At 65.2% G+C, this 16827-nt stretch carries 16 protein-coding genes; 8 read left to right on the top strand and 8 right to left on the bottom strand.

Annotated features, from left to right (window positions below):
• The first annotated feature begins 11 nt into the window (after positions 1–11).
• Together C5F46_RS14275 and C5F46_RS14280 are read left to right on the top strand one after the other, a co-directional pair.
• Positions 12–266 (top strand): SCP2 sterol-binding domain-containing protein, encoded by a 255-nt coding sequence (locus C5F46_RS14275; protein ID WP_107326024.1) that lies wholly within the window; start codon positions 12–14, stop codon positions 264–266.
• Positions 263–1207, top strand: coding sequence for an alpha/beta fold hydrolase (locus C5F46_RS14280; protein WP_107326011.1), 945 nt, complete (start codon positions 263–265; stop codon positions 1205–1207). Before C5F46_RS14275 ends, C5F46_RS14280 begins: the two co-directional genes overlap by 4 nt.
• Before the next feature lie 25 nt (positions 1208–1232).
• Here C5F46_RS14280 and C5F46_RS14285 read toward each other — a convergent pair whose 3' ends face one another.
• From C5F46_RS14285 to C5F46_RS14300, 4 genes are read right to left on the bottom strand one after another with little or no spacing between them, the layout of a single operon-like run.
• On the bottom strand, positions 1233–1958 hold the full coding sequence (locus C5F46_RS14285; protein WP_107326012.1) for a proteasome-type protease: 726 nt from the start codon (positions 1956–1958) through the stop codon (positions 1233–1235).
• 48 nt (positions 1959–2006) lie between these two features.
• Positions 2007–2816 (bottom strand): transglutaminase family protein, encoded by an 810-nt coding sequence (locus C5F46_RS14290; RefSeq protein ID WP_107326013.1) that lies wholly within the window; start codon positions 2814–2816, stop codon positions 2007–2009.
• Complete coding sequence (locus C5F46_RS14295) at positions 2813–3766, bottom strand: alpha-E domain-containing protein (protein ID WP_107326014.1); 954 nt, start codon at positions 3764–3766, stop codon at positions 2813–2815. The genes C5F46_RS14290 and C5F46_RS14295 overlap by 4 nt, the downstream gene beginning before the upstream one ends.
• A gap of 4 nt (positions 3767–3770) precedes the next feature.
• Positions 3771–5186, bottom strand: coding sequence for a circularly permuted type 2 ATP-grasp protein (locus tag C5F46_RS14300; RefSeq protein WP_107326015.1), 1416 nt, complete (start codon positions 5184–5186; stop codon positions 3771–3773).
• Between the two features lie 190 nt (positions 5187–5376).
• Between C5F46_RS14300 and C5F46_RS14305 the strand changes: the two genes are divergently transcribed.
• Genes C5F46_RS14305 through C5F46_RS14315 form a run of 3 tightly spaced genes read left to right on the top strand, consistent with a single transcriptional unit; the run spans position 5377 to position 9816 of the window.
• Positions 5377–6384 (top strand): ligase-associated DNA damage response exonuclease, encoded by a 1008-nt coding sequence (locus C5F46_RS14305; protein ID WP_107326025.1) that lies wholly within the window; start codon positions 5377–5379, stop codon positions 6382–6384.
• Positions 6381–7973 carry an ATP-dependent DNA ligase gene (locus C5F46_RS14310; protein ID WP_107326016.1) on the top strand — a complete coding sequence of 531 codons (1593 nt, stop codon included), beginning with the start codon at positions 6381–6383 and terminating at the stop codon, positions 7971–7973. Before C5F46_RS14305 ends, C5F46_RS14310 begins: the two co-directional genes overlap by 4 nt.
• 25 nt (positions 7974–7998) lie before the next feature.
• A complete protein-coding gene (locus C5F46_RS14315) occupies positions 7999–9816 on the top strand; it encodes a M3 family oligoendopeptidase (RefSeq protein WP_107326017.1) in 1818 nt (605 codons plus the stop codon).
• A gap of 96 nt (positions 9817–9912) precedes the next feature.
• Here C5F46_RS14315 and C5F46_RS14320 read toward each other — a convergent pair whose 3' ends face one another.
• The 4 genes from C5F46_RS14320 to C5F46_RS14335 all read right to left on the bottom strand — a co-directional run bounded on the left by C5F46_RS14320 (position 9913) and on the right by C5F46_RS14335 (position 15258).
• Positions 9913–10890: a Gfo/Idh/MocA family protein gene (locus C5F46_RS14320; RefSeq protein WP_107326018.1), complete on the bottom strand. Its 978-nt coding sequence runs from the start codon at positions 10888–10890 to the stop codon at positions 9913–9915.
• 35 nt (positions 10891–10925) lie between these two features.
• Positions 10926–11825 (bottom strand): RNA polymerase sigma factor RpoH, encoded by a 900-nt coding sequence (gene rpoH / locus C5F46_RS14325; RefSeq protein WP_107326019.1) that lies wholly within the window; start codon positions 11823–11825, stop codon positions 10926–10928.
• 716 nt (positions 11826–12541) lie between these two features.
• Positions 12542–14380 (bottom strand): TniQ family protein, encoded by a 1839-nt coding sequence (locus C5F46_RS14330; RefSeq protein ID WP_107326020.1) that lies wholly within the window; start codon positions 14378–14380, stop codon positions 12542–12544.
• A 2-nt stretch (positions 14381–14382) separates the two neighbouring features.
• Entirely contained in the window at positions 14383–15258 is an 876-nt protein-coding gene (locus tag C5F46_RS14335; protein WP_133618575.1) for a TniB family NTP-binding protein, read from the bottom strand.
• Between C5F46_RS14335 and C5F46_RS16740 the strand changes: the two genes are divergently transcribed.
• Genes C5F46_RS16740 through C5F46_RS14345 form a run of 3 tightly spaced genes read left to right on the top strand, consistent with a single transcriptional unit; the run spans position 15253 to position 16764 of the window.
• Complete coding sequence (locus C5F46_RS16740) at positions 15253–15408, top strand: hypothetical protein (RefSeq protein WP_168796890.1); 156 nt, start codon at positions 15253–15255, stop codon at positions 15406–15408. The genes C5F46_RS14335 and C5F46_RS16740 overlap by 6 nt on opposite strands.
• Positions 15384–15617 carry a hypothetical protein gene (locus C5F46_RS14340; protein WP_107326022.1) on the top strand — a complete coding sequence of 78 codons (234 nt, stop codon included), beginning with the start codon at positions 15384–15386 and terminating at the stop codon, positions 15615–15617. The genes C5F46_RS16740 and C5F46_RS14340 overlap by 25 nt, the downstream gene beginning before the upstream one ends.
• Before the next feature lie 7 nt (positions 15618–15624).
• Positions 15625–16764 (top strand): DUF4268 domain-containing protein, encoded by a 1140-nt coding sequence (locus tag C5F46_RS14345; protein ID WP_107326023.1) that lies wholly within the window; start codon positions 15625–15627, stop codon positions 16762–16764.
• The last annotated feature ends 63 nt before the right edge of the window (positions 16765–16827 follow it).

Here is a 16827-nt window from a genome sequence, read left to right on the forward strand (position 1 = left end):
CGGCCGAGGCGCTGGCGCGCAAGCTGGGCGGCAGCTTTCCCCCCACCGCCAAATTCGTGATCCCCGGCGAGGGCACGATCATCGCCGATGCCGATGGCGTGCGCGCCGGCGAGGATGAGGCCGCGGTGACCATGACCGCCAGCGCCGAGGTGTTTCGCGGCATCCTTGAGGGTAGCGTGAACCCGACCATGGCCTTCATGTCGGGCAAGCTGAAGATCGACGGCTCGATGGGGCTGGCGCTGCAACTGGCGGGCAAGCTGTCGTGACAAGGGGGGCGCCCGCACCGCTGCATCTGGCGCTGGCACGCGCGCCTGACGGGGGGCGGGCGTTCTGGCTGCAAACGACCGACGGGCTGCGCCTTCGCGCTGCATTGTGGCAGCGGGCGGGAGCGCGGGGCACGGTCGTTCTGTTTACCGGGCGCACCGAATATATCGAGAAATACGGCCCCACCATCGCCGATCTGGCGCAGCGCGGCTATGATCTGCTGACGCTGGACTGGCGCGGACAGGGCCTGTCGGACCGGCTGCTGGACGACCCGCTCAAGGGCCATGTGGCCGCATTTGCCGATTATCAGCATGATGTGGCGGCGCTGTGGGCGGCGCTGCCGGGGCTGAACTTGCGCGCGCCACTGCATCTGCTGGCCCATTCGATGGGTGGGGCGATCGGGCTGCGCGCGTTGCATCAGGGGCTTGCGGTGCGCAGCGCGGTCTTTTCGGCGCCGATGTGGGGCATCCGGCTGCCGCCCGGCCTGACCGGGGCCACCGGGCTATTGGCCCATTCTCTGGCTCAGGCGGGGTTCGCGCTGGCCAGCGCGCCCGGCACCGGCGCCGCCCCCTATGTCTATACCACCGCCTTCAGCGCCAACGCGCTGACCCATGACCCCGCGGCCTGGGCGCAACTGGTCGCGCATCTGGCTGCGGTGCCCGCGCTGGCGGTGGGCGGCCCCACCCTTGGCTGGCTGGATACCGCGCTGGCCGAATGCCGCGCGCTGGCCGCCCTGCCCAGCCCCACCCTGCCCTGCCTGACCGGGCTTGGCGCCGACGAAACCATCGTCTGCCCGACCGCCATCACCGCGCGGATGGCGCGTTGGCCGGGTGGGCACCTGGCGCGGATCGAGGGCGCGCGGCACGAATTGATGATGGAACGCACCGCCCCCCGCGCCCGGTTTCTGGATGCGGCCACAGCACTATTTGACGCGCAGGGCTGACCCCGCCCCCCGTCTGGAAACGGCCTCAGATACGGATACGCGAAAAACCGTCGCGCAGCGCCGCCGACCAGGCCTCGCTCATCGCGGCAAAATCCGGGTCGCCCGCCTCGATCCGGCGCCGCATCGTGACCCGGCAGGCGTCGCGCTCGATCACCGCCAGATCCAGCGGCATCCCCACCGACAGGTTTGACCGCAGCGTGGAATCCATCGACAAAAGCACCGCCTTCTGCGCATCGGCCAGCGAGGTGTCCGGCCGCACCACCCGATCCAGAATCGGCTTGCCATATTTGTGCTCGCCGATCTGAAGAAACGGCGTGTCCTCGGTGGCCTCGATGAAATTGCCCTCGGGATAGATCAGGAACATCCGCATCGCCCCGCCGACCCGCTGCCCCGCCACGATCATCGACGCCGCCGCCGTGATCTTGGAGGCGTTCATCTTGCCCTCGATGTCCTGCCGGACCGAGGCCAGCGTTGCGCCGATGATCTCGGCCACCTTGAGCATCGTCGGCGCCAGCAGGATCGAGGTGGCTGGGGTCGCATCCAGATCGTCGATCGCTTCGCGCAGCCGCGCCACCGTGGTCTGCGTCACCGACAGGCTGCCCGCGGTCAAAACCGTGATCACCCGCTCACCTGAGTTTTCGAACACGAACATCTTGCGATAGGTGGCGATGTTGTCGAGCCCGGCATTGGTGCGGGTGTCCGACAGCAGCACCATGCCCTCGTTCAACAACAACCCTACGCAATAGGTCATTCCGGCCCCCAGTGATCTCACGCCAGCAAAGACGCCAACCGGCGCAGCCTATTGCTGCGCTGCATCTACCGCAACCGCGACATCAAGCCGCTCGACCCCGATACCCTGCGCGATGCCCCGGATCGGGGCGGCCTCGCGCGCATCCTGGCCCGATGCCAGCCGGATATAGCGGTCATCGGGGCAGCAGCCGTTGGCCGCGTCAAACCCCACCCAGCCCAGACCGGCAACATGAATTTCGGCCCAGGCATGGGCGGCCTCATGCGCGATCCCGTCCGAGGTGGCGCTCAGATAGCCCGACACATAGCGCGCCGGCAGGTCCAGCACCCGCGCGCAGGCGATCAGGGCATGGGCGTGGTCCTGACAGACCCCCTCGCCCAGCGTCAGCGCCTCGGCGGCGGTGGTATGGGCATGGGTCACGCCGGGGCGATAGACGATGGCCGCGCCCACCGCATCGGCCAGCCGGTGCGCCAGATCCAGCAGATCGGCCGATACCGGCACAGACCGCGCCAGATCGACCAGCACCGGCTCGGCGCGGGTGGGCAGGGTTTCGCACAGATAGGCCATCGGCGGCACCTGTTCGCGGTGCCCGCGCAGCAGCCCGGCCAGATCGGCGGTTTCCACCTGCCCCGCTACCCGCACCACGACCTGCGTCAGCGGCCCGCGCACCGACCACCCCTCGACCCGGTCGCCCGCGCCATCGCGGAACGAACCGCCGCACAGGCCGCCCTCGACCTCGACCCTCCAGTCAAGCACCTTCTGGCCGTCAAAGCGCGACGGAAACAGCCGCAGGCTTTGCACCGCGCCGCGCATCGGCGCGTCGTAATTGTAGGTTGTCGTGTGGCTGACATTCAGGATCATCTGGCTTCCCCGGACAGATAGGCATCATGGACCAGAACGGTCAGTTCGCCCACCTCGCGCACAAAGCGGCTGAGGAAATCATGCAGCCCCTCGTCGAAAATATCCTCGACCGTGGTTTCCATCAGCGCCGCCAGCATCGCATGCGAGCGCTGTTGCGCCGAGGTGTGGTGGCCATAGCCGCGGGCCAGCCGGTCAAGATGCCCCATCGCCGCCGAAGTCGCAGTCACCAGCGAGCGCGGGCATTGCGGATTGAGGATCAGGAAATGCGCAATCTTGCCCGCCGTGATGTCGCCGCCATAGGCCCAGTGAAAGGCCCGATGCGCCGACATTGCGCGCAACAGCGTCTGCCATTGGTAATTGTCCAGCCCCGAGCCTACGAAATCGACCCGCGGCAGCAGAACATAATATTTCACGTCCATCAGTCGTGCGGTGCTGTCGGCGCGTTCCAGCGCATAGCCCAGACCCAGAAAATCATAGCCGTCGTTGCGCAGCATTGTGGCGTCGATCGCGCCGCGCATCATCGCGGCCTGCCGCATCGTCCATTCGGTGATCTGTGTCAGTTCCAGTTCCGACCGCGCGGTCCGTTCCAGTTGCCGCATCTCCTGATAGGCGGTGTTCAGCGCATCCCAGACCTGCGTCGTCAGCGCAGTGCGCACGATACGGGCGTTTTCGCGCGCCCGCTCGATGCAACTGGCCACCGACGAGGGGTTGTCGCGGTCAAAGAACAGATAGCTTTCGATGTTGCGCTGCACCGGGTCGCCGTATTTCTGCGCAAATCCCGCCGCCGTGCCCGAGGCGCGCAGAAGGCTGTCCCATTCGTTGCGATAGCCGTGCCCGGCCGAGGGCATCAGCGCGATCCGCGCGCCCACCTCCAGCAGCCGCGCCGTGGTTTCGGCGCGTTCCATATAGCGGGCGATCCAGTAAAGGTTGTCTGCCGTCCGGCTCAGCATGTCATCACTCCGCCAGCACCCAGGTATCTTTCACGCCCCCGCCCTGCGACGAGTTCACCACAAGGCTGCCCTCGGTCAGCGCCACCCGCGTCAGGCCGCCGGGCACCAGTTCGACCCGCTCGCCCACCAGACAATAGGGCCGCAGATCGACATGGCGCGGCGCGATGCCCTCGTTGACAAAGGTCGGCGTGGTGGACAGCGCCAGCGTGGGCTGAGCGATGTAATTGCCCGGATCGGCCAAAAGCCGCGCCCGGAACCCCTCGATCTGCTCGGAGGTCGATCGCGGCCCCACCAGCATTCCATAGCCGCCCGAACCGTGCACCTCTTTCACCACCAGATCACAGAGGTTTTCCACCACATATTTCAGATCGTCGGTGCGGCCGCATTGCCATGTGGGCACGTTTTGCAACACCGGCTCTTCGCCCAGATAAAACCGGATCATTTCGGGGACATAGGTATAGATCGCCTTGTCATCGGCAACCCCCGACCCCGGCGCCGAACAGATCGTGACGCCGCCGGATCGGTAGACATCCATCAACCCCGGCACGCCCAGCATCGATTCGGGGCGGAAACACAACGGGTCCAGAAAGGCGTCATCGATGCGCCGGTAGATCACATCCACCCTCTTCGGCCCCTCGGTGGTGCGCATCCACACGAACCCGCCCTCGACGAACAGATCGGCACCTTCGACCAGTTCCACCCCCATCAGATCGGCCAGAAAGCTGTGTTCGTAATAGGCGCTGTTGAAATGCCCCGGCGTCAGGATCACCACCGTCGGCTCGCCCCCGCATTTCGCGGGCGCCACCGATGCCAGCGTCCGGCGCAGAAGGTCAGGGTAGCCGTCCACCGGCTCGATCCGGTTTTCGCGGAATAGCGCGGGGAACATGCGCATCATGATTTCGCGGTTTTCCAGCATGTAGCTGACACCCGAAGGCGTGCGGCAGTTATCCTCCAGCACGAAAAAGTCGTCAGGGCCGGTGCGCACCAGATCGACGCCGACAATATGCGAATAGACCCCCCGCGGCGGGATGAAGCCCGCCGCCGCGCGTTCATAGGCCTCGTTCTGATAGACCAGCCGGGCGGGGATGCGGCCGGCGCGGATGATCTCGCCCCGGCCATAGACATCCAGCAAAAAGGCATTCAGTGCCCGCGCCCGCTGCTTGACGCCGCGTTCCAGCCGCCGCCATTCGCTCTGGGTGAAAACGCGCGGGAACATGTCGAACGGGATCAGCCGGTCCGGGTCGCCGCCCTCGCCATAGACCGCGAAGGTAATTCCGATCCGGCGAAACAGCGCCTCGGCCTCTGCCTGTTTCATCTGCCGGAACTCGGCAGGCATGGCGCGGGTCCAATCTTCCAGTCGCGCATAGGGCGCCCGCACCGCCCCGGCCTCATACATTTCGTTGAAATACTCGGTTGCCATGGTGAGTGATGATTCCTCCGGCCTTTGATCAATCATTAGGCAGCACCCGACGGCAGGGGAAGCGATGGCCCGAACCAAAGCCGCATCGGTGGACGTAAAATGTTCGATCCGCGCGCCTTTGCCCAAACTTTCAGCGCCGTGCAAAGCCTGCAGCACTGGCCCCCCGCCCGCGCGGCGCTATGATCAGGTCATGGCGCGTAACCCTGTTTTGCACCTGACCGAGAGGGGGCTTTACTGCCCGGCGGGGGATTTCTTCATCGACCCCTGGCGCCCGGTGCCACGGGCACTGATCACGCATGGCCATTCCGACCACGCCCGCACTGGCCATGGCGCCTATCTGGCCACCCATGCCGCGCTGCCAGTGATGCGGCACCGGCTGGGGCCGATCACCGCCGAGGGCATCTGCTATGCTGAAACGCGCCGGATCGGCGGGGCCATCGTGTCGTTCCACCCGGCGGGCCACGTTCCCGGCTCTGCCCAGATCCGGGTTCAGGTGGCGGGCGAGGTCTGGGTCGTTTCGGGTGACTACAAGACCGGGGGCGACGCCATTTCGACCCCGTTCGAGCCGGTGCCCTGCGATACCTTCATCACCGAATGCACCTTTGGCCTGCCGGTCTTCCGCTGGCAGCCCGAGGCCGCAGTGATGGCCGAAATCAACCGCTGGTGGGCTGAAAACCGCGCTGCGGGCCGCATCAGCCTGATCGGAGCCTATGCCTTCGGCAAAGCGCAGCGGCTGCTGGCGGGGCTTGACCCCGGCATCGGCTCGATCCTGACACATGGCGCGGTCGAGGCCACCAATGCCGTGCTGCGCGCCCAGGGGCTGGCCTTGCCCGAAACCCGGCAGGTGACGATCGAGGTCAGCGCAAAAACCCATCCCGGCGCGCTGGTGATCGCCCCGCCCGCGGCGCTGGCGGGGCCTTGGGCGCGGCGCTTTGGCCCGGCGGCCACCGCCTTTGCATCGGGCTGGATGGCGCTGCGCGGCCACCGGCGCCGCTATGGCGTGGACCGCGGCTTTGTGCTGTCGGACCATGCCGACTGGGCCGGGCTGAATGCCGCCGTGGTCGCCACCGGCGCCACCCGCGTGCTGGCCACGCATGGCTACACCGCCGCCTTCGCCCGCTGGCTGGAGGGGCGCGGCCTTCAGGCGGGCGTGCTGGAAACCGCCTTTGGCCAGACCGAAGACGAGACGGCAGAATGAATCGCTTTGCCGTTCTTTTCCAAAGCCTTGACGGAACCACCTCAAGCACCGCGCGAACCCTTGCCCTTGCCGCCTACCTGCGCGAGGCGCCCGAACCAGACCGGCTCTGGACCATCGCCCTGCTGACCGGGCGCCGCCCCCGGCGCGTGATCACCGCGGGAAAGCTGGCCGAATGGGCCGCCGAGGCGGCCGGCATCCCCGACTGGCTCTTTGCCGAAAGCTATTCTGTGGCGGGCGATCTGGCCGAAACCATCGCCGCGATCCTGCCCCCGGCCGAAACCACGACCAACCGCAGCCTGAGCGACTGGATCGCCACCCTGCGCGCTCTGTCGGCGCAGGATGAACCCGCCCGCCGCGCCGGTATTCTGGCCGCCTGGGCGGGACTGGATGCCACCGAACGGTTCCTGTTCAACAAACTGCTGACCGGCGGCTTCCGCATGGGTGTGGCGCGCGGGCTGATGCAGCGCGCACTGGCACAGGCCACCGGACTGGACGAGGCGACGCTGGCCCACCGGCTGATGGGCGACTGGTCGCCCGATACCACCACCTTTGCCGCGCTGATCACAGGCGACGGCGCACAAGCCTCGCGCCCCTATCCGTTCTGCCTGGCTCATCCGCTTGACGCAGACCCCGACGCCCTGGGCGACCCGACCGACTGGCTGGCCGAGTGGAAATGGGATGGCATCCGCGGCCAGTTGGTCTGCCGCGATGGCCGCGTGTTCCTGTGGTCGCGCGGCGAGGAACTGGTGACCGACCGCTACCCCGAGATCGTGGCCGCCGCGCAGGCGCTGCCCGAAGGCACCGTGCTGGACGGCGAGATTCTGGGATGGGCGGGCGCCCCCCTGCCCTTTGCCACGCTGCAACGGCGGATCGGGCTGAAAACCGTCAGCCGCCGGACCCTGGCCGAGGTGCCGGTGATCTTCATGGCCTACGACCTGCTGGAAGCAGACAGCACCGACCTGCGCCCGCAGCCCTTCGCCACCCGCCGCGCCGCGCTGGAGGCGCTGGCGACCGATCTGCCGCCCGAACTTCCGCTGTCGCCGCTGGCCCGGTTCGACGATTGGGCCACGCTGGCCGCGCACCGACAGGCCGCCCGCGACCGGGGCGCCGAAGGCGTGATGCTGAAACAGCGCACCAGCCCCTATCATGCCGGGCGCAAACGCGGCGACTGGTGGAAATGGAAGCTCGATCCCTTCAGCCTCGATGCGGTGCTGATCTATGCGCAGGCCGGCCACGGCCGCCGCGCGGGGCTGTACACCGATTTTACCTTCGCGCTGTGGGACGGGCCTGCACTGGTGCCGGTGGCCAAGGCCTATAGCGGCCTGACCGATGCCGAATTTGCCGAAATCACCCGCTGGGTGCGCGCGCATACCACCGACCGCTTCGGCCCGGTGCGGCAGGTGGTGCCGGAACTGGTGTTCGAACTGGGCTTTGAAGGCATCGCCGAAAGCCCGCGCCACAAATCGGGTCTTGCGCTGCGCTTTCCCCGAATGCTGCGCTGGCGCCGCGACAAGCCCGCCGCCGAGGCCGACCGGATCGAGACCGCCCGCGCCCTGCTTGCCCACCCGGCGCCGCGGGCCTATCTGTAACGCGACCCTGAACCCCGAGGATGCCATGACCCTGACCCTGCCCGCCCCCGTGTTCGACGCCAACGCCTCTTCCGGCGGCTTCGGGGCGCTGCCCGACTGGGATCTGAGCGATCTCTACCCCGCGCCCGACGCGCCCGAACTGACCCGTGACATGGACTGGCTGCAACAGGCCTGCGCCAGCTTTGCCGCCGATTACGAAGGCAAGCTGGCCACGCTTGACGCTGCCGCGATGTTCGACTGCATAACCCGGCATGAGGCGATCGAGGAAAAGGCCGGGCGGATCATGTCCTTCCTCGGGCTGCGCTATTACCAGAACACGCTGGATGCCGCCCGCGCCAAGGCGATGGCCGACGCACAGGACAAGATCACCAGCGCCACCACGCCGATGGTGTTCTTCAGCCTCGAATTCAACCGCATCGACGAGGCAACCTATCAGGCGCTGTTCGCGGACGCCCGCATTGCGCGCTGGAAACCGGTGTTCGACCGGATGCGCGCGATGCGGCCCTACCAGCTTTCGGACGAGCTGGAAAAATTCTTGCACGACCAGTCGGTTGTGGGTGCCGCCGCGTGGAACAGACTGTTTGACGAAACCATGGCCGGGCTGGAATTTTCGGTGGATGGAGAGAGGCTGAACCTTGAATCCACGCTGAACCTCCTGTCCGATCACGACCGCGCCCGGCGCGAGGCGGGCGCGCGCGCGCTGGCCGACGTGTTCGGCGCCAACATCAAGCTGTTCGCCCGTGTTCACAACACGCTGGCGAAGGACAAGGAAATCGAGGACCGCTGGCGCAAGATGCCCACGCCGCAACACGCGCGCCACCTGTCGAACCATGTCGAGCCCGAGGTGGTGCAGGCGCTGCGCGATGCGGTGGTGGCAGCCTATCCGCGGCTGTCGCACCGCTATTACCGGCTCAAGGCGAAATGGCTGGGGCTGGACAAGCTGCAGGTCTGGGACCGCAACGCCCCCCTGCCCAGCGAAGCCCCCCGCACGATCACCTGGGCCGAGGCGCGCGACACCGTGCTGGGCGCCTATGCGGGCTTTGCCCCTGAAATGGCGCAGATCGCGCAGCCCTTCTTCGACAAGGGCTGGATCGACGCCGGCGTGAAACCGGGCAAGGCGCCAGGCGCCTTCGCCCACCCCACGGTGACGACGGCGCACCCCTATGTGATGCTGAACTATCTGGGCAAGCCGCGCGATGTGATGACGCTGGCGCATGAACTGGGCCACGGCGTGCATCAGGTTCTGGCCGCGCCGCAGGGTGAGATGCTGGCCTCCACCCCGCTGACGCTGGCCGAAACCGCATCCGTCTTTGGCGAGATGCTGACCTTCCGCCGCCTGCTGGATGCCGCCGCGACCCCGGCCGAGCGCAAGACGCTGCTGGCCGGCAAGGTCGAGGACATGATCAACACCGTCGTGCGCCAGATCGCGTTCTACGATTTCGAATGCAAACTGCACGCCGCCCGCGCGCAGGGCGAGCTGACGCCCGAAGACATCAACGCGCTGTGGATGAGCATTCAGGCAGAATCCCTCGGCGATGCCTTCGAGTTCATGCCGGGCTATGAAACCTTCTGGGCCTATATCCCGCATTTCGTGCATTCACCCTTTTACGTCTATGCCTATGCCTTCGGCGACGGTCTGGTGAATGCGCTTTATGCGGCCTACGCCGCAGGCCTGCCGGGCTTCGAGGACAAGTATTTCGCCATGCTCAAGGCGGGCGGATCGCAGCACCACAAGGATCTGCTGGCGCCCTTCGGCCTTGATGCCTCGGACCCGTCCTTCTGGGACAAGGGGCTGTCGATGATCGGCGCGATGATCGACGAGCTGGAGGCACTGGAAGACTGATCTCATTCATCTTGGTAAAAAAATATCCCCCGCGGAGCGTTCCACGGTCACCGTGGGAGCCTCCGGCGGGGATATTTGAACCAAGATGAAAGGGGGTCAGTTCGAACTTGCCAGAACCCGGTCGATCATCTCCTGCGTGCCGCGCGCATCCTCCAGCCGCCAGGCAAAGGGCGCGCCGCCGCGCAGCGCGGCGCAAAACGCCTCGACCTGCCGGACATACTGGTTCACGCCGGGGAAGGTTTCGACCAGGGTCGCGTGGCCCGCGCGGATCATCTCGATCCGGGCCTCGGCAAAGACGCCCGCGTTGAACGGCGCCGTCAGCCGGATCAGACCGCGGCTGCCCTGAAACACCACCTCCTGACGCGGGAACAGACGCGTCGAGGTCAGGGCGGAATAGCTGAAGCCGCCGCCGGGGCCGTCGAAATCGCCCCAGACCTGTGCAAAGACATCGACCCCGTTTTCGCGGCGCAGTTGCGCAGTCAGGCGCACGGGTTCCGCCCCCGTCGCCCAGCGGACCGCGCCATAGGCATAAACCCCGATGTCGGGCACGCTGCCGCCGCCGGTTTCCGGCCGGTTGCGGATATTCGCAGGGTCGGGGTTGTCAAAGGTAAAGGCCACATCGACATGGGTCAGCGCGCCGATTTCGGCCGCGCCGATCCAGTCGCGCACGCGCTGCCATTGCGGGTGATGCACGATCATGAAGGCCTCAGCCACGAGCAGCCCGGTGGCCTCGCGCACCGCGATCAGCCGGTCGATTTCGGGCGCGCGCAGCGCCACGGGCTTTTCGCACAGCACATGCTTGCCTGCCGCCAGCCCCTTCAGCGTCCAGTCCACATGCAGATGGTTCGGCAGCGGGATATAGACCGCCTCGATCGCCGGATCGGCCAGAAGCGCATCATAGCTGGAATGAACCCGCAGATCTGGGCAAAAGTCACGAAACCCCGCGGCCTTGGCCGGATCGGCGCTGGCCAGCGCCGCCAGCCGGGCGCCGCAGGCGGCATGGATTGCAGGTGCCATCCGGGCCTGCGCGAACTGCGAGGCGCCCAGAATGCCCCAGTTGACCGCCTCTGGCATCGCCGCCCCCTTTTGCCCGGCCAGCCCGGCCCGTATCAGGCCGGGATCACCATACCCTTTTCACGCGCCAGATCGCGCATCCGGCCTTGCAGCTTTTCGAACGCCCGCACCTCGATCTGGCGGATGCGTTCGCGGCTGACCTCATATTGCGCCGACAGCTCTTCCAGCGTGACCGGCTCGTCGCGCAGGCGGCGCTGCATGAGAATGTCGCGCTCACGTTCGTTCAGGACATCCATGGCCGCCACCAGCATCGCCCGGCGGGCCGACAGTTCGTCAGCTTCGGCGTAAGCTTCGGCGGTGTTGGCGTCTTCGTCCTCCAGCCAGTCCTGCCATTGGGTCGAGCCATCGCCATCGGCAGCGCCGACCTGCGCGTTCAGCGAGGCATCCCCCCCCGACAGGCGCCGGTTCATCGAGATCACCTCGGCCTCGCTCACGTTCAGGTCATGCGCGATCCGGGCCACGTTTTCGGGGCGCAGATCACCCTCCTCCAGCGCGCCGATCTTGGATTTCGCCTTGCGCAGGTTGAAGAACAGCTTTTTCTGCGCCGAGGTGGTGCCCAGTTTCACCAAGCTCCACGAGCGCAGGATATATTCCTGAATCGAGGCGCGAATCCACCACATCGCATAGGTCGCCAGCCGGAAGCCCTTTTCCGGGTCAAAGCGTTTGACCGCCTGCATCAGGCCCACATTCGCCTCAGATATCACTTCGGCCTGCGGCAGGCCATAACCGCGATAGCCCATGGCGATCTTGGCCGCGAGCCGCAGGTGCGAGGTCACCATCCGGTGTGCCGCCTCGGTGTCCTGATGATCGACCCAGCGTTTGGCCAGCATGTATTCCTCCTCCGGCTCCAGCAGCGGAAACTTGCGGATTTCCTGAAGATAGCGGTTCATCCCCTGTTCGGGGCTGGGCGCGGGAAGGTTGGCATAGGTTGTCATCGTCGGCAGATCTCCCTGATCGGCGGCCTAGCAATATGGCGGTGCAGCGGGGCCGGTTCAAGCCCGTGCTGCGCCCGTCTCGCCTCGCGGCAGGCAGCTTGGCCTGACATGAACAGTCTAACGCAGCATGCGCCCGGTTCCGTCGCCGGGCCAGCACAAAGCCCGCCGATCACGCGGTTATGAGCCGAAAACATCGACACTTCTCGTTTCTTTTCATTTCAGCGATTTAGCCAATAAGGCTTTGATATGGCACAATCCTTTATTGGAACTGGTCAGAACTCACCGTGATTGGCCGGGTTCTATTGTTGGCGAGACTGCATTCGGCGGTTGACCAAGCGTTGACAAGAGCGATGACCCTTTACTGGTGCAGTGCATCTAGCCATGCCTCTTCATCTCCTTCAGCGATTACCACTTTGCCAGTTTGCACATCTGCATTGCCCCGCGGCACTTCAGACAGCCAGACGCCCTGCCCGGCTGTCGCTTTATGCTTATTTCACGTCGTTTCGACCCAAATGGGCAATTTATCTGAACCGCGAGAAATGAAAATTCCCAATATTTTCTGCCACCCGCCCTCAAGAAAACAAGGGCAATATGACTGCGCTTCGCCAACAGGCTTCCACCTCGTCCCTATCATTTTCTTCCATCGAAAACTATGCGCCGGCCAACAAAAAAGCCACCCTTTCGGGTGGCTTCGGAGCGGGGTAGATCCGCTGCGGCTATGCCGCGATGTCTGACCTGCGGTAGATGTTCGGGGCCGCCGCCTGGCGTGCCGGAAGGGGGTGGATACCTTTTCCGGACAGGAACGACTTCATGGATTTCGACGACACGCCCTCGCTGGCCGCGAGTTCAACCAGGCCGATGTGGGCATCACGGAACGACTGGATCTCCGGTGCCAGGAACATCCGAACGCCGACACCCTTCGCGTTCGTCACGAAGTGCTTGGGGATATAGTCGGTTCCATCGGGCGCCGTCATGTTCAGGACGGCCACGGCCGCCAGCGGAGAAAGGCCGATCACCTCAACCGCCCGTTCGAGGCTGATCAGACCGGACGCGGTCAGATTGGCCAGTGCGGTCGCAACCTCCGCCGGATGGACGAGGATTCCTTTGAATTTCAGGGCGGGATCCACGACTTCCACACGGGACAGACCGCCGGAGAGCACCGCGCCAACGATGTCGAGAACCGGCCAGCGCGAGGTGATGGACGCCGTCAGGATGTCCTGCATCCCGTCGGATGGCGCGGCGACGCGGGTAGCCTTGGACATGAAGTTCGTCAGGAAGGTTTGTGCGTGTTCAAGGGCGACACCCTTCAGGACCCCGGTCGCTTCGTCCATATCCGAGATCCGGGGAATAATTCCGGTCCGCACCAGCTGCTCGGCCTGAGTTCGGTTGCAGTTCAGGAAGTCAGGCAGGGCCAGAACCGGGAGGGAGGTCTTGATCCGGCGGGCCAGCGCCTCCGCGGCGACGGCGTCGAAACTCCTGCCCCCGAGAGAAACGTCCGGATCACCGTCGGCAAGGCCAGTCAGGACGATGGCGCGGTTCAACGTCTTGGGGTGCTGACCCGTTACCCGGGCGAGGCTGCCGACCGTGTGGACGCGCCGCATCTCAACCGGCTCTCCGAAAAGATCGTCACCAACCTCGACCGGGAAGCGGTCCATGATGAATTCGCGGACCACATCCCGGATCGGACCCTTGGGTCGCGCATTCCGGTTGAACTGGAGCCACTGATACAGGCGGCCGAACATCTTCTGGGGGCCGCCGGTCAGATCGTCCTTGACGAACTGATCGAAAATCGACTGAAGCGCGTCGCGAATGCCCAGAGCACCACGCGCCGCGAACCCGAAGCCGACGTGTCCTGCGCGATGCCATGCGGCCTCCGACAGGGTGTTCAGGTTGCAGTGGGCACCCTCGCTGATGATCACACCCAACATCTCACAGGCGCGGGCCGCAAGATCGAGGGGCTGTTCATCCAGCCATGCCGGCCCGGTCCCGCCGGCCAAACGACCCTCAACATAGGCTTGCAGGTCTGACGGGGCGAGGCTGAGAGCGTCGTCGACGAGTGCTTGCAGCCCCGCATCGTCCGGTGCGACCTGCGACATGAGCTGGAAGCGCTCCGCATAGGAGGCGTTCTGACGACGGAACAGGGCGATCCCGTGCACTGGGCAGGCCCGGATGTGCTCGACCTGCCACAGGACCCGGCCGACGCGGGCCCCTCCGGACGGGCTGCCCGGGCGCCCGTCGGCGAGCAGGCAGGCAGGACAGAAGCTGGTCTTGTCCAGCTTCGCAAACTCGGCGTGCACCGCCTCCCCGCAGAGAGAGCGGGCCCGGTTGGCGACCGGGATGAAGGTCATCCGGACCAGGGTTTCCTCGGGCAGCCCCAACAGATTGGACAGCCGATTCAACGTATCCGGACGCGGCGCCATGGCGGCGGATCTCGGGAACTCGATCATGTCGAGAAACCGGTACACGTGAACCTTGCCGTGAAACGGCGCCACGCGCGCAAGGTAGGAAGTCAGGCTCTCGCCGTCCACGACCGGCAGAATGGGGTGAAGGGCCATGATCAGCCCTTCCTCTTCTTCGTCTTCGCCTGTTTCGCCACCATGCTGGCCGCGCTCGCAGAAGCGGAGTCATCGTCATCATCAAGCTCGAGGGACGGCCAGTCATTCATGGCGAAGACGTTCCGGGTGATGTCACAGGCCTCCAGCTGTCCCCAGGCAATCTCGAAGTGTTCGACCCGGAGCGTTTCAGCGCCGTCCTCCATCGCGCACCGGATCGCCCGGATAATCGTTTCGATGCACCGGCCAAACCTGTAGCGGCTCCCGTGCATCAGGCGCTGGACAGTGTCCCCATGGAAATCACAGGACAGGCCGACCCGCTTGGCGTAGGCGGTGACCAGCCCCGTCACGCGCGCGTCGTCCACACCGAACCTGAGGGGCTCTGGGCGGATCTTGCTGAACCTGCGGTTGATCTGGGGCTCAAGACCGGTGATCGCCGACAACCGTTCGGTCCCGCTCAGAACAAGGACGACGGGATGATCGCCCTGCATCAGGGTTTTCAGCATCGCCAGCATGTTTTCCGTTTCCGTCGAGCTCGGTTTCTTGAACATGTCGTGCGCCTCATCCAGCCAGAGCAGCGAGATCCCCATCACCTCCAACCGGTGACGCACCATCTTCCAGATCTCGTGCACCTTGGTGCGTTCGCTGACGGTATCGATGCCGAGCTTCTCCAGGATCGAGCAGCCAAGGCTCCGGAGCGTGGCGGGGTTCTCGACCATGACCGGCAACCACCGCGGCAGTCCGGTTTCAGGGTTATCCGCGAGGGCCTTGAATCCCGCCAGCCCCCTCCGGATCGTCGTGGACTTCCCGCTTCCGGCGCCATCGATATAGATGATCCCGTGCGCCTCCGTCTTGTTGGTGAACCGGACGGGTTCGTGCATCAGCTGATCGTCCTCCCCCACTTGGAAAAGGTGGGAGAGGTGCTGCTGGAAGGCCGCATCATTCTCGGTAGTGACGTGCAGATCGCTGAGAGTGGCGCATCAACGGCCGGTATCACGCGGACCATGTGGACATCCTCGCCCGGTTTCTGAACCGGATCCACGCCATAGATCCGCGTTCTGCCGCGTTCCGGTTCCCTGATGGGGCGGAGCGGGATTTCTCGGCGGCCGATATTTCGCCGCCCAAGGTTGAATTCTGGATCAACTTTCAGGCTCTCCGCGATAGCCTGAAACAAGTCTTTGAGGCGCTGGATAAAATCTGGGCCGAAGCCGGCCCCACCGGATTGAGAGTGAAGGATTAGAGAGACCATGTTTCGCGTTGACCGTTCCCAGAACCGCCTGTCCCGCCTCGTCCAGAAGCGGTTTTCCGACCTCGCCCTGCGTGAGCGGGATCACCTTCAGGAGTGGCTGGCCAACCAGCCCGACGCCCTGGGGGAGGAGCTTCTGATCATCCAGAAGGAGTTCGACGGGTTCGACGAGACCCGGGAACGGCTGGACCTGCTGGCGCTGGACAAGGACGGGAACCTGGTCGTCATCGAGAACAAGCTGGATGACTCGGGCCGGGACGTGACTTGGCAGGCCCTGAAATACACCGCCTACGTCTCGGGCCTGACGAAGACCCAGATCGTGGACATCTATCAGCAGTATCTGGACCGGTTCTGCGGCGGCGGGAACGCGGTCGCGCGCCTGTGCGAGTTCATGGGGGTCGAGGACCTGGGCGAGATCCACCTCAACCCCGGGACCGATCAGCGAATGATTTTCATCGCCGCGAACTTCCGACGCGAGGTGACCGCGACGGTCCTCTGGCTGTTGAGCCGGGGGATCAGGGCGCAGTGCTTCAAAGTGACCCCGTTCATGCTGGGCGAGGAGCTGATCCTCGATATCCAGCAGATCATCCCGACGCCCGAGGCTGCGGATTTCATGATCGGCATGTCCACCAAGGATAACGAGGAGAAGGTCACGCACGACACCCAGAAACAACGCCACAAGCTGCGCTACGAGTTCTGGGAAGCGGCGCTGGAACGCCTGCGCGCAGACGGTGTCGAGATCTATCGCAACATCAGCCCGGCCCGGAACCACTGGCTGAGCGCCGGGTCCGGGGTGCGGTCCTGCCCCTACCAGATGATTTTCTCGCGCGATGAGGCCCGGGTAGAACTGAACTTCGGCCGGTCCGAGGCTGCGGAGAACAAGTGGTTGTTCGATCAGCTCTTCGCCCAGAAGGACCAGTTGGAAGCCCGGTTCGGCGCGCCGATGACTTGGCGCAGAATGGACGACAACAAACAGAGCCTGATCGTCTTTTCCCAGCCCTTCGACGGGTACAACCGGGAGGCATGGCCGGCCATGATCGACTGGTTGTCAGCCCATATTCAGAAGCTGGAAACGACGTTCCGGGATCCGCTCGCGCGGCTGAACCGCCAGCTACGGTCTCACGATGAGGAGGAAGCCTGATGGCCTTCGCGACCGAAGACGATCTTGAACAGTGGGCCCTAGATGAGCTGCGCGCCCTGGGGT

Source organism: Phaeovulum veldkampii DSM 11550 (genome assembly GCF_003034995.1).
Classification (GTDB): Bacteria; Pseudomonadota; Alphaproteobacteria; order Rhodobacterales; family Rhodobacteraceae; genus Phaeovulum; species Phaeovulum veldkampii.

Bases quoted from the DNA above. Each gene is read 5' to 3' on its own strand.
- C5F46_RS14305 (WP_107326025.1), top strand. From the start codon at position 5,377: ATGGCGCGTAACCCTGTTTTGCACCTGACCGAGAGGGGGCTTTACTGC.
- C5F46_RS14300 (WP_107326015.1), bottom strand. From the start codon at position 5,186: ATGGCAACCGAGTATTTCAACGAAATGTATGAGGCCGGGGCGGTGCGG.
- C5F46_RS14295 (WP_107326014.1), bottom strand. From the start codon at position 3,766: ATGCTGAGCCGGACGGCAGACAACCTTTACTGGATCGCCCGCTATATG.
- C5F46_RS14315 (WP_107326017.1), top strand. From the start codon at position 7,999: ATGACCCTGACCCTGCCCGCCCCCGTGTTCGACGCCAACGCCTCTTCC.
- C5F46_RS14290 (WP_107326013.1), bottom strand. From the start codon at position 2,816: ATGATCCTGAATGTCAGCCACACGACAACCTACAATTACGACGCGCCG.
- C5F46_RS14335 (WP_133618575.1), bottom strand. From the start codon at position 15,258: ATGCACGAACCCGTCCGGTTCACCAACAAGACGGAGGCGCACGGGATC.
- C5F46_RS14330 (WP_107326020.1), bottom strand. From the start codon at position 14,380: ATGGCCCTTCACCCCATTCTGCCGGTCGTGGACGGCGAGAGCCTGACT.
- C5F46_RS14285 (WP_107326012.1), bottom strand. From the start codon at position 1,958: ATGACCTATTGCGTAGGGTTGTTGTTGAACGAGGGCATGGTGCTGCTG.
- C5F46_RS14345 (WP_107326023.1), top strand. From the start codon at position 15,625: ATGTTTCGCGTTGACCGTTCCCAGAACCGCCTGTCCCGCCTCGTCCAG.
- rpoH (WP_107326019.1), bottom strand. From the start codon at position 11,825: ATGACAACCTATGCCAACCTTCCCGCGCCCAGCCCCGAACAGGGGATG.
- C5F46_RS14320 (WP_107326018.1), bottom strand. From the start codon at position 10,890: ATGCCAGAGGCGGTCAACTGGGGCATTCTGGGCGCCTCGCAGTTCGCG.
- C5F46_RS14310 (WP_107326016.1), top strand. From the start codon at position 6,381: ATGAATCGCTTTGCCGTTCTTTTCCAAAGCCTTGACGGAACCACCTCA.